Here is a 12,513-nt window from a genome sequence, read left to right on the forward strand (position 1 = left end):
TAGCTTGGGGAGCACCATTAACATTATTCTGAAAATGGCACGTATTTCTGATCAATTAACTCATTGTCTCTTCTTACTTGGTAAACTGCTTGTTGTCCAGCAGCAATCGTAAATTCGATTGTAAATGTCCTAGTTTCTGTAATGTACTCCGTAAAAGCCGGTTCATTCAAATCCCTCAACATGTCATCAATATAAATTTGAACTTCTTGTGGCTGGCCATCCTCAGACGGCTCATATGGAACAATGATATCTCTAAGAACTATTTTTGGCGGAATTTCCTCTTTGCCTTTAGAAATAACGACCTTCACTTTCTTCCCTTTTGATAACTCGGTGCCTGAAAGAGGATCTTGTGAGATAACATTTCCTTCCTGCACCTCATTTGAGTACGCCTCTGTTGTTTCAATTATTAACCCTGTAGCTGCCTCATACTCTTGTAGCCCTTTTTTATTGTACCCTTTTAAATCTTTTAATGTTATTGGAGTTGGTCCCTTACTTACGGTAAATTCTAATTCTGTTTCCTCTGGAACGACTGGCTCACCTTTTTGAATGCTCTGTTCAATTATCGTCCCAGAAGGAATTTTCTCGTCATATACTTCCTTTTTACCAATAAATTTAAAGTTTTCTGTACCTAATAATCTAACAACTTCATCATAGGAGTGATCTGTATAATCTGCCAGTTCAAATTTTTCCTTGCCTAAGCTTTCATAAATATCAATGTTTGATCCTTCTTTTACTGTTCTTTCTGCTTTAGGTTCAGTCCTAATGACAAGTCCTTCATCCCATTCCTCATCGTTGATCCGAATTGGTTCATTTACGTGAAATCCTGCTGCTTCCAGCTCTTCAATTGCTTTATCAATTTCTTTGCCAGTTAAGTCAGGAACGATAACTTCCTTTGGTGCAAATAAACCGGGAAGAACAAAAACAATTAAAATTCCTAAAATAATTAAGCCAATAAAAGTAGAGACTAGTATGGCTGGCCATTTCTTTCTCTTTTTCTTTTCCTTTTTCGGTTTTGCTTCCTCGACTTGGTGAACGGCTTTCCCGTGAACAACTGTCTCATCTCTAGCCGGAAAAGAATGCTCATCTGTAATAATAGGAATAGCCTTTGTTGCATCATTATCGACCGGGATCATAAAAATTGCCTCATCTATTCGATCCGGATCAAGGCTTGAGCTTAAATCGTCCTCCATTTCTTCCGCACTTTCATAGCGATGAAATGGATCTTTTGCCGTTGCTTTTAATACAATGTTTTCAAGGCTTTGCGGTATGGATGGATTCCATCTCCTTAATGAAGGTGTTTCAGATTGCAAATGCTTTAAAGCAATGGAAACAGCTGACTCACCCGAAAATGGCAGCCTTCCCGTCAGCAACTCAAACATCACAATTCCAAGAGAATAAATATCAGACTTCTGGTTTGCCATCCCGCCTCTTGCTTGTTCGGGCGATAAATAATGAACAGACCCAAGAACTGAATTCGTCTGGGTTATGCTTGTCGCACTTAAAGCCATAGCGATGCCGAAATCTGTAATTTTTACATTTCCGTACTGGTCTATTAATATATTATGAGGTTTAATATCTCGATGTATAATATGATTTTGATGAGCATGAGCAATGGCAGAGGTCAGCTGCTTCATAATCTCAATTACTTTTTCAACACGGACAGGACTGTTTTGCAGTATGTATTGTTTCAATGTTTGTCCATCGACATATTCCATGACAATATAATAAAGAGAATCCTCTTCACCGACATCGAAGATACTAACGATATTAGGGTGAGCAAGACTTGTTGCCGATTGAGCTTCTCGGTGAAAACGACGAATGAACTCCTCATCATTAGCAAAATCAAGGCGAAGCATCTTAACTGCCACATCACGGTCAAGAATCATATCATGAGCTAAATATACATTAGCCATACCGCCTCCGCCGATGACCTCAAGAATCTTATACCTTCCGCTAATTCTTTTTCCAATCATCATAGACGTTCACCAGACTCATTATCAAAAAATTCAACAATGGCCAATGTAATATTATCCTCGCCGCCATGATTATTAGCTAAATCAATAAGAGCAGCAGCCTTTTCTTCCAATCCTTGACTATCCGTAAGTATATGAATCATTTCTTTCTCCGTCACCTTATTGGAGAGACCGTCTGAGCATAAAAGCAAAAGGTCATCCTCCTCAAAAATGATTGTCTTAAAATCCATATCTACAGTTTCTTCTGTTCCAAGCGCTCTTAATACAACATTTTTCATCGGGTGATGCTCTGCATCCTCTTTTGAAATTTGTCCAGAACGGACTAATTCATTTACGAGTGAATGGTCGTCTGTTAGCTGCTGAAAACCATTTTCATTTAGAATATAGCAACGGCTATCCCCAATATTAGCAATGGTAGCAAAATGTTTTGTACAAATGGCGGCAACAAGCGTTGTCCCCATCCCTTCACATTCTTTAGTATTTCTTGAATGTTCGAAGAGGACAGTATTGCCCTTTTCAATACTGATCCTTAACCATTCTTCCGCTTCATCTGCTGTCCTGATCGATTCTGTTTCTCCCCATAGCTTCTGCAAATTCGTTAAAGCCATTTCACTTGCAACATCTCCCGCACGATGACCGCCCATGCCATCTGCTACAATGGCAAGGCGCTGGCCGCTGCGGTTTAAAAATATTCCACCATTATCCTCATTATGCTGACGAATTCTGCCTCGGTCTGTCTTAAAAACAGCTTTCATCTTGTCACCTCGTCTCCTCTTTTCGCTCCTTCGCACGAAGTTGTCCACATGCTGCATCAATATCATGACCTTGCTCTCTGCGAATCGTTACATTTACACCATGATTTTTTAATGTCTTTTCAAATTTAAAAATTTGTTCCTTCGGTGTTCTGACATAATCCCGTTCAGGAACATAATTAACTGGAATTAAGTTAATATGGCATTTAATTCCTTTTACTAATCTTGCTAATTCCTCTGCATGCTCCACCTGGTCATTTACTCCACCGAATAAACCGTACTCAAAGCTGACACGTCTTCCGGTTTTATTTACATAATAACGGATGGCTTCCATTAAATCTGGCAACTTATATGCACGATTAATAGGCATTAGTCGGCTTCTAAGTTCTGAGTTTGGTGCATGGAGAGATAGTGCGAAATTGATTTGCAGATTTTCGTCGGCAAATTGATAAATCTTCGGAATGATTCCACTTGTTGATACAGTAATATGGCGGGCCCCGATATTTAGCCCTTTATCATGATTAACAATTTTTAAGAAGGAGAGCATTTGATCATAATTATCAAAGGGCTCGCCAATCCCCATTATAACGATTGAACTAACTCTTTCCTCTGTTTCATCTAATGCCTGCTGTACTTTTACGACTTGAGCAACGATTTCTCCTGCTTCTAGGTTCCGCTTTAATCCCCCTAGAGTGGATGCACAGAATGTACAGCCAATTCTGCAGCCTACCTGGGTTGTTACACAAACAGAATTGCCGTATTCATGCCTCATAAGAACGGTCTCAATCGAATACCCATCATGAAGTTCAAATAAAAATTTAATCGTCCCGTCTGAGGATTGCTGTTGAATAATGGTTTTCAATGTCGTTAATGTAAAGGAATTAGATAGCTTATCCCGTAATCCTTTAGATAAATTGGACATATCCTCAAAGCTTAAAATTCTTTTCGTATAGAGCCAATCAAAAATTTGATCGGCACGAAACGTCTTTTCATTCATTTCTGCTAGCCAGGCTTTTAACTCATGCAGCTGTAAAGAATAAATGGACGGTTTTTGTTCAGTTGTTACTTTTTTCTCAGTTGCTTGTTCCATTCATTATACCTTCTTTCTTAGACAGGCTATATAAAAGCCATCAGATCCAATATGTTGCGGTAAAATTTGAAGCTGATACCCATTTACAAATGGTCGTATGGCCTCAGGCATCCGTTCCTTCATCGATAGATCACCTTCAAATTCTTCGTTTTCATTTAAAAAAGCTTCAACAACTTTCTCATTCTCTTCAAGATCAACCGTACAAGTACTATAAACTAGATTACCACCTTTTTTCAATAAAGGAGAAACGGCAGCTAATAAGTTTTTTTGCACGGCTGCCAATTGGAAAATATCTTCTTCTTTTTTCGTATACTTCATATCGGGCTTTCTTCTCATCACCCCTAGACCTGAGCAAGGGGCATCTAATAATATTTGATCAAAAGATGCTTGTTCAAAATGACCTTGAACCTTTCTGCTGTCAAGGGAAGTTGCCGTTATATTGGTTAATTTAAGTCTTGTTGCATTTTCCTGAATTAATCTTACTTTATGATCATGTAAATCAAGAGAAATAACTTGACCAGTGTTAGAAAGCCTCTCTGCTATATGAGTAGATTTTCCTCCGGGAGCCGCACACGCATCCAATATCCGTTCATTTTCAGAAATACCTAATGCATATGCAGCAAGCATCGAACTTTCATCTTGAATCGTGATCAGCCCATCCTTAAAGATTTGTGAATGAGCAATGTTACCGCGGTAACATTTGATAGCTTCAGGAATTACAGGGCTTTGTTCAATCTGATACCCTTCTTGTTCTAGTAGCTTGATGCAATCTTCTACTGTCGTTCTAGTTAGATTGACCCTTGCCGTTTGTAATGGAGCTGTTAAATTAAGTTCACACATTTCTTTTGTCTTTTCATAACCTAGCTGATCTACCCATCTATTCACAAGCCAATATGGGTGACTTGTTTCGATAGAAAGTCTTTCAATCGGATCCTCGATTGTTTCTAAGGAAGGCAAGCCCGACCTTTGAATATTGCGAAGAATTCCATTAACCATTCCAGAAATTCCTTTATGGCCACGATTTTTTGCAATTTCAACTGCTTCAAAGATCGCTGCCCGGTCCGGAATCTTATCTAAATAAATCATTTGATATAAAGTAAGTCGCAGTAATTGAACTACCCAGCTCTCAACCTTTTTATTACCTTTAAGAAAGGGCTTTAAAAAGAAATCAAGACTCATTCTTCTCTGCAAAGTACCGTAGGTCAATTCGGTTAGCAAGCCAATATCCTTTGAGCTAATTTGGTTCTTGTTAATAAAATTATTTAGAAGCAAATTGCTGTAAGACTGATTTTTTTCAATAGTCTCTAACAAGTCCATTGCGGTTTCGCGGACGTTTTTCTTTTTCATTGTTCAACTCCTAAACGATCACCAGTCGTGACTTGTGACCCAGCACCTCGTAAAAATTGCTCCGCAGTCATTTTTTTCTTTCCTGCTGGCTGAAGTTCGATAATTTTAATGGCGGTCTCATTACCAGTTGCAATAACTAGATCATGATCCTTATATCTTATAATGGTCCCTGGTGGCTGATTTGAATCCCCATGAACCTTTTCAGCCCACCAAACTTTTATGACAGCATCGTTTAATGTGGTGTAAGCAACAGGCCAAGGATTTAACCCGCGTATATGGTTATAAATTTCCTCACCTGTTTTTGTCCAATCAATTTTTTCCTGCTCTCTTTTTATATTTGAAGCGAAGGTAGCATTAGCGTCATTTTGAGGGATAGGCTGTAATTCCCCTTTGATCAGCTTAGGCAAAGTGTCGGATAAAAGATCAGAACCTGCCACACTAAGCTTATCGTGCAGCGTACCAACTGTATCAGTATCCGTAATTGGCACCTCTACCTGGGTTAATATATCCCCGGCATCAAGCTTTTCGGCCATATACATTATTGTAATGCCTGTCTTTTTCTTCCCTTGAATAATAGAATAGTGGATAGGTGCACCTCCTCTTAATTCTGGAAGCAAAGATGCATGAACATTAATACATCCGAATTTAGGAGCGTCTAATAACTCCTTAGGTAAAATTTGCCCAAAAGCGGCAGTTACAATTAAATCAGGATTCAATGCTAAGATTTTGTCTAGCTCAGCTTTTTCTCTGATTTTTTCCGGCTGATAAACAGGGATTCCATGTTTTTCTGCCTCTACCTTTACTGGTGGGGGTGTTAATACCCTTTTTCTCCCTACAGGACGGTCAGGCTGTGTAACAACTCCTATAACCTCAAACCCGTCTTTTATAATTTGCTGCAGGACAGGAACAGAGAAATCTGGTGTTCCCATAAAAACAATTTTTGTCATATTACTCCGCTCCTTCCAGCTCAGATTCTTCAAGGTATCTAATTACTTTGGAAGTAAATAAAATTCCTTGAAGATGATCAATTTCGTGTAAAATCGCTCTCGCCAAGAAATCTTCTGCTTCAAGTGTATAAAATTTCCCTTTCCGATCTTGTGCTTTGATTTTCACATAGGCAGGTCTATTTACTTCTCCATATAACCCTGGAAAACTCAAGCAGCCTTCTGGCCCAATCTGTTCTCCTTTTATTTCTAGTATTTCCGGATTGATCATTTCGATTGTGCCGCTATCATCATCAATATCAACAATCGCAATTTGCTGATCAAGACCAATTTGTGGGGCAGCTAGTCCAACTCCGTCAAATTCAATCATCGTATCATACATGTCATTTAATATTTTTACGAGTTTTTTATCAAAAAACTTAACTGGTTTACACTGTACCTCTAATATTTCAGAAGGATAAGTGACGATTTTTCTGACTGACAATCTAGTTCCTCCAATGTCTTCTTATTTACCTATTTTCAACTATTTTTACATGATTCATAACTAAATTTATCTAAATCTTTTCGCCAATTTTACTACATTAATATATATGGATTTAGATCTACGGAAATTTGCAGTCCGCCCGAATGAATCTCCTGTTGATAGTGATCAAGCATTTTTTTGAGAGACTCGCCTAGAGCTGGTTCCCGCTTGTATTTTATCAAACATTGGTACCTATATCTATTATTAATCCTAGGAATTGGAGAAGCAACAGGGCCAAGACATATTGCTTCATTGGATAGCTTGGAGCGAATAAAGGCTGTGATTTTTTCTGTAACCGACACTGCCTTCAGTAATTCCTCATGACTAACTGTAACTAAGGATATATAGTAGAACGGCGGATATTTATGGATTTTCCTTATCATCATTTCTTTATCATAAAAACGAGCATAATCCTGTTCACCTGCTAATTCGACGCTATAATGCTCTGGGGTATACGTCTGAATGACAACCTCTCCTTCAAGCTCATGTCTTCCTGCACGTCCACTAACTTGAGTCAGCAGCTGAAAGGTTTTCTCTGACGATCTGAAATCCGGGAGGTGGAGCATAGTATCAGCGGATAATACCCCAACTAAGGTTATGTTTGGAAAATCCAATCCTTTCGCAATCATTTGTGTTCCAAGAAGGATATCAGCATGCCCGGCCTGGAATTGATCCAGCAGTTTTTCATGGGCACCCTTTTTACTTGTTGTATCAACATCCATACGAATGACGGTCGCTTCAGGAAGAATCTTCGCCAGTTCCTCCTCGACTTTCTGCGTTCCAGTTCCAAAATAACGAATATGCTCACTCTGGCATTCAGGGCAGTTATTTGGAACTGTTGCTTCGTAGCCGCAATAATGACATTTCATTTGCTGATTGAATCGATGATAGGTTAGTGATATATCGCAATTAGGGCAGTTAACAACAAACCCGCAATCTCTGCACATGACAAAAGAGGAGTGGCCTCTTTTATTTAAAAATAAAACAATTTGTTCTTTTTTTTCTAATCGATCTTTTATTTTTTCAAGAAGCATTTGAGAAAACATCGAGCGGTTTCCAGCTCTCAATTCTTCCCTCATATCGATGATAGCTACTTCAGGCAAAGCTTGATTATTCATTCTCTTCGGCATCGATAAAAGCTTGTAAACTCCTTTTTGCGCCCTAGCAAATGACTCGAGTGAAGGGGTCGCACTTCCTAAGACAACAGGACATTTATGGGTAGCTGCTCTATGGATCGCCACATCGCGAGCATGATACCTTGGGTTTTCCTCTTGTTTATAGCTTGTCTCATGCTCCTCATCAATTATGATAATTCCGAGATTTTGGAAAGGAGCGAAAATGGCTGATCTGGCACCGACTACAACCTTTACTTCCTGTCTTTGAATTTTTCTCCATTCATCATATTTTTCTCCGGTTGAAAGACCGCTATGAAGAACTGCTACTTGGTCCCCGAATCTCCCCTTAAATCTTTTGACCATTTGCGGGGTTAGTGAAATTTCGGGAACAAGGACAATGGCTTCTTTTCCCTTCTCAAGTACCGTTTGAATGGATTGAAGATAAACTTCCGTTTTGCCGCTCCCGGTTACACCATATAATAAAAAAGTTTGGTGGCTTTCTATTTCAATAGTTGATAAGATTGGCTTAATCGCATTTTCTTGGTCCGATGATAATGGCAGTGGTTCCGTTCTTGCAAAAGTTCGTTCCCCATAAGGATCTCTGTATACTTCTAATTCCTTTTGCCGTAATATCCCTTTGTGGATTAATCCATTCACAACAGACGAGGTAATCCGAAGCTTCACGAGAAGCTCACGAAGTTCAATCATTTTCTCCTCAGTGTGTAAAAAAAAGTCCAGCACATGCTTTTGTTTAGTGGCTTGAGTCGGCAAGCTTTCTATTTCAGCATATAGCTCTTCCTTACTTAAATTTGTATAAATCGCCTTAAGCTTTTTCTTTCTTACTCGTTCCTTTACTTCGTATAAAATTTCAACTGTCCCTTTCGTTACCTCTTTCTGCAGCATAGATAAATAGCCCTTCTCAATTGCTTCCTGCCAAGAAATTATGTCCCGACTCGAAAAAACCTCCATAACTTGAGTAGGCAATTCAACCGGGTTGTTAGCTTCTATTAGTTTAAGTTTTTTTTCATATTTAGCTTTTAAAGCTGCAGGCAGCATGACTTGGTAGGCTGAAATTTTATAACAGAGTGTTGTTTCCGTTAACCAATCGCCAAGAGTTAGGAGTTCCTGATTCAATACAGGAGTTAAATCCATTGGTTCTATTAGCTTTTTTAATTGCTTGAAAACAGATTCAGCTTTTATGTCTGTCACAAAGCCTTGAATTTTTCTCGGCCCAAAAGGAACAATCACCCTCATACCAATTTGTATAACATCTATTAAATGATCCGGGATTAAATAATCAAAAGCCCTGTCCGTTTGTCTTGCCGGTACATCAACGATTACACTGGCAATGTTCATTTATGTTCATTCCTTAATAATAAAGAAGCTTCATGGAGTATTTTTGCTGCAACCTCATGCTTTGACATAAGAGGGAGCTCTTCTAACGTGCCATCCCGTTTAAATAACGTCACAATATTCGTGTCTGTTCCAAAGCCTGCTCCTTCGGTTTTTACATTATTTCCGACAATCATATCTGCATTTTTTTTCTTGAGCTTTTCACGGGCGTACTCTGCTACATGATCTGTTTCTGCAGCAAACCCAATCAAAATTTGATGTTTTTTTGCTTTGCCAAGTTCAAAAAGAATATCCTTAGTTCTCTCAAGCTCTATGCTTTGTTCTCCTGGCTGTTTTTTCACCTTATGATCATACGTTATTTTCGGACGATAGTCTGCAACTGCAGCAGTTTTTATTACGATATCTGCATTTTCGTATTGGGATATTACTGCTTCATACATTTCTTCAGCGCTCTCTACCTTTATTACATTTACACCCGCTGGTGCCTGGAGTGAAACAGGACCTGAGATGAGCACAACATTTGCGCCAGTCTTAGCAGCCTCCTCAGCAATCGCATATCCCATTTTTCCTGATGAATGATTGGTAATATATCTGACCGGGTCAATTTTTTCCCTAGTAGGACCAGCTGTAATGACAAGCTTTGATCCTGATAGATTTATATGGTTTGTTCGAAAATGGTCCCCAATCAGTTCTGTTATTTTCTCTGGCTCCTCCAATCTCCCTTTCCCTACATATCCGCACGCAAGGTATCCTTCTCCCGGCTCGATAAACCTATAACCGAAGCTGTGAAGCGTGTTAATGTTTTTCTGAACTGCTGGGTGATTGTACATATGGACATTCATAGCAGGGGCAACCCAAACAGGAGCAGTAGCAGCAAGCAGTGTAGTCGTAATCATATCATCTGCAATCCCGTTTGCCAGCTTTCCAATTATATTTGCTGTAGCAGGTGCAATTAATATTAAATCAGCCCAATCAGCTAGATCGATATGGGCAATTACTTCAGAATTCTTTTCATCAAATGTATCTGTATAAACATCATTTCGAGATAAAGCTTGAAATGTTAAGGGGGTTACAAATTTTTCAGCTGATTTACTTAGAACAACCTTTACATCCGCACCAGCCTGAGTTAGTTTACTAGTCAGGGCAGCAGCCTTATAAACGGCAATGCCACCTGTAACGCATAAAAGAATTTTTTTTCCGATGAGCATAATTGGACCTCCATCCACCAACAAGTTCTACCTTTATTATGCAAGAAGTGCCTTTTTTTTTCATCTTTTAATCAAGTTTTACCTTACTTTTTACCTATACAATTTAGTTAAGAAATAAAAATAACAACCAGTTACGGTTGTTATTTTTATCAGGTACTATTCGTAAGCTTCATCCTTTTGCTTTTTTGCAAGACGGTAGTGAAGCTGATCCGCATTGATTTCCTCTAATGCTTTGCCAACATTTTTGTGTGATACATATTTATCAAGCTGCGGCTTTGCATTTACTTGCATCATGCGGGCACGCTTTGCAGCTACAGATACAAGTGAATATTTAGAATCAATTTTTGTCATTAATGAATCAATAGAAGGATATAGCATATATTATTCAACCTCCAGCATTTTAATATATCGTGGCTCAACACGTTCTCTTCGGCAATGTTCAGCAACTACAATTGCTTTAATTCTTTCACATGCAAGCTCAATTTGGTCATTTTCAACGACATAATCATACAAGTTCATCATTTCAATTTCTTCTTTTGCAACCGTCATCCGGTTGTTAATAATATCTTCAGTTTCTGTTCCTCTTGTGACAATTCTGTTTTTTAATTCCGATAGGCTTGGCGGAACAAGAAAAATGAATAAGCCATCTGGGAATTTTTTCCGCACTTGGCGAGCACCCTGTACTTCAATTTCTAGGAAAACATCCTTTCCCTTTTCCAATGTCTCTTGCACATAATCTACAGGCGTACCATAATAATTCCCAACGAATTCAGCATACTCCAGAAGTTTTTCTTGTTCAATTAAGGCTTCAAATTCTTCACGGGATTTGAAGAAATAGTCAATTCCATCAATCTCGCCTTCTCTAGGAGACCTTGTTGTCATTGAAATGGAGTATTCAAAAGCGGTATCCGGCTGCGAAAAGATCTCTTTCCGAACAGTGCCCTTCCCTACACCGGAAGGGCCGGACAAAACAATCAATAAACCTTTTTCCTTCATTATTCAATCCTACCCTTCATCAATAGTATCATCTCTGTCATCTAAGCGGTGGGCGACAGTTTCTGGCTGAACTGCTGAGAGAATGACGTGGTCACTATCCATAACAATAACTGCCCTCGTCCGCCTGCCATAGGTTGCATCTATTAAAGAACCGCGATCACGAGCATCTTGTATGATTCTTTTTATCGGTGCAGATTCGGGACTTACTATAGAGATAATACGATTGGCTGAAACAATATTGCCAAAGCCAATATTAATTAATTTAATCGCCATCAGGTTCCTCCAAGTATCAGTTATATATTTTGGCCCCGCGAGCCTTTTTCTAAACAGTCATTCAATATTTTGGACCTGTTCCTTCATTTTCTCCAGCAGGCTTTTCATCTCTACTACAAAAAAAGCAATAGAAGAATCATTTCCTTTCGAACCGATTGTATTAACTTCACGGTTCATCTCCTGAAGGATGAAATCTAATTTTCTTCCAATCGGTTCATTCGCTTGCAAAGTTTGCAAAAACTGATTGATATGACTATAAAGACGAGTGACTTCCTCGTTAATATCTGACTTATCGGCGAAAACAGCTACTTCCGTTAACAGTCGTGTTTCATCCACTTGCCCATTCAAAAAATCAGACATCCGCTTGGCTAGTTTCTCTTGATATTGCTGTATTACTTTCGGGGCTTGCTCCTTTAGTTCAGAAAGCCGCTCATTTAATTTACTAAGATTAAAGTTTAGATCCTTTTCGAGCTCTACACCCTCTAATTTACGCATTTGCCATAATTGTTGACACGCCTCTTCAACAGCCGCAAGCAACAAACATTCTACATTTTCATTATTCGTTTCTTTATCTACAATTAAAATAAGCTCTTCCCTCGTTACATCTTGAAGCGTAATTTCAGTTTCAATTGAATATTTGTTTTTAATATCCGTTATGTATTTAACATATTCGTCTAATAATGCCCAATCTATTTGAACATGCCGACTTGAAAGGCTCTGTCCCTCAATCGTAATATAAACTTCAATTCTGCCTCTTTGGACATATTCACTAATTTTTTTCTTAATTTTATCTTCCAGATAAAGAAGCTGTTTCGGCATTCTAATTTGGTATTCAGCAAATCGATGATTTACCGTTTTAACTTCAACTATGGCAGTAAAAGAACCCTCAACCTTCTTCCCTCTGCCAAAACCAGTCATACTTATAACCATAATTAAACA

General features: G+C 38.7%; 12 protein-coding genes. All 12 read right to left on the bottom strand.

Annotated features, from left to right (window positions below):
• Positions 1–23: 23 nt before the first annotated feature.
• Positions 24–1,976, bottom strand: coding sequence for a Stk1 family PASTA domain-containing Ser/Thr kinase (pknB, locus tag V7127_RS06635; protein WP_335484422.1), 1,953 nt, complete (start codon positions 1,974–1,976; stop codon positions 24–26).
• Positions 1,973–2,728: a Stp1/IreP family PP2C-type Ser/Thr phosphatase gene (locus V7127_RS06640; RefSeq protein ID WP_335347905.1), complete on the bottom strand. Its 756-nt coding sequence runs from the start codon at positions 2,726–2,728 to the stop codon at positions 1,973–1,975. The genes pknB and V7127_RS06640 overlap by 4 nt, the downstream gene beginning before the upstream one ends.
• Before the next feature lie 4 nt (positions 2,729–2,732).
• On the bottom strand, positions 2,733–3,815 hold the full coding sequence (rlmN, locus tag V7127_RS06645) for a 23S rRNA (adenine(2503)-C(2))-methyltransferase RlmN (RefSeq protein WP_335347904.1): 1,083 nt from the start codon (positions 3,813–3,815) through the stop codon (positions 2,733–2,735).
• Between the two features lie 3 nt (positions 3,816–3,818).
• Positions 3,819–5,162, bottom strand: a complete 1,344-nt coding sequence (gene rsmB, locus V7127_RS06650) for a 16S rRNA (cytosine(967)-C(5))-methyltransferase RsmB (protein WP_335484425.1) — start codon at positions 5,160–5,162, stop codon at positions 3,819–3,821.
• On the bottom strand, positions 5,159–6,109 hold the full coding sequence (gene fmt, locus V7127_RS06655) for a methionyl-tRNA formyltransferase (protein ID WP_335484427.1): 951 nt from the start codon (positions 6,107–6,109) through the stop codon (positions 5,159–5,161). Before fmt ends, rsmB begins: the two co-directional genes overlap by 4 nt.
• A gap of 1 nt (position 6,110) precedes the next feature.
• Positions 6,111–6,590: a peptide deformylase gene (def, locus tag V7127_RS06660; RefSeq protein ID WP_335348366.1), complete on the bottom strand. Its 480-nt coding sequence runs from the start codon at positions 6,588–6,590 to the stop codon at positions 6,111–6,113.
• Between the two features lie 92 nt (positions 6,591–6,682).
• A complete protein-coding gene (gene priA, locus V7127_RS06665; RefSeq protein WP_335484429.1) occupies positions 6,683–9,100 on the bottom strand; it encodes a primosomal protein N' in 2,418 nt (805 codons plus the stop codon).
• On the bottom strand, positions 9,097–10,305 hold the full coding sequence (coaBC, locus tag V7127_RS06670) for a bifunctional phosphopantothenoylcysteine decarboxylase/phosphopantothenate--cysteine ligase CoaBC (protein ID WP_335348178.1): 1,209 nt from the start codon (positions 10,303–10,305) through the stop codon (positions 9,097–9,099). The genes priA and coaBC overlap by 4 nt, the downstream gene beginning before the upstream one ends.
• Positions 10,306–10,461: 156 nt before the next feature.
• Entirely contained in the window at positions 10,462–10,683 is a 222-nt protein-coding gene (rpoZ, locus tag V7127_RS06675) for a DNA-directed RNA polymerase subunit omega (RefSeq protein WP_066289256.1), read from the bottom strand.
• A 3-nt stretch (positions 10,684–10,686) separates the two neighbouring features.
• The gene (gmk, locus tag V7127_RS06680) at positions 10,687–11,301 is read right to left on the bottom strand and encodes a guanylate kinase (RefSeq protein WP_335348177.1); all 615 of its coding nucleotides are present in this window, start codon (positions 11,299–11,301) and stop codon (positions 10,687–10,689) included.
• A gap of 9 nt (positions 11,302–11,310) precedes the next feature.
• Positions 11,311–11,574 carry an extracellular matrix/biofilm regulator RemA gene (gene remA / locus V7127_RS06685; protein WP_315668487.1) on the bottom strand — a complete coding sequence of 88 codons (264 nt, stop codon included), beginning with the start codon at positions 11,572–11,574 and terminating at the stop codon, positions 11,311–11,313.
• A 57-nt stretch (positions 11,575–11,631) separates the two neighbouring features.
• A complete protein-coding gene (locus tag V7127_RS06690; protein ID WP_335353342.1) occupies positions 11,632–12,504 on the bottom strand; it encodes a YicC/YloC family endoribonuclease in 873 nt (290 codons plus the stop codon).
• Positions 12,505–12,513: the final 9 nt, after the last annotated feature.

The organism is Bacillus sp. JJ1773 (assembly GCF_036962035.1).
Taxonomy (GTDB): domain Bacteria; phylum Bacillota; class Bacilli; order Bacillales; family Cytobacillaceae; genus Cytobacillus.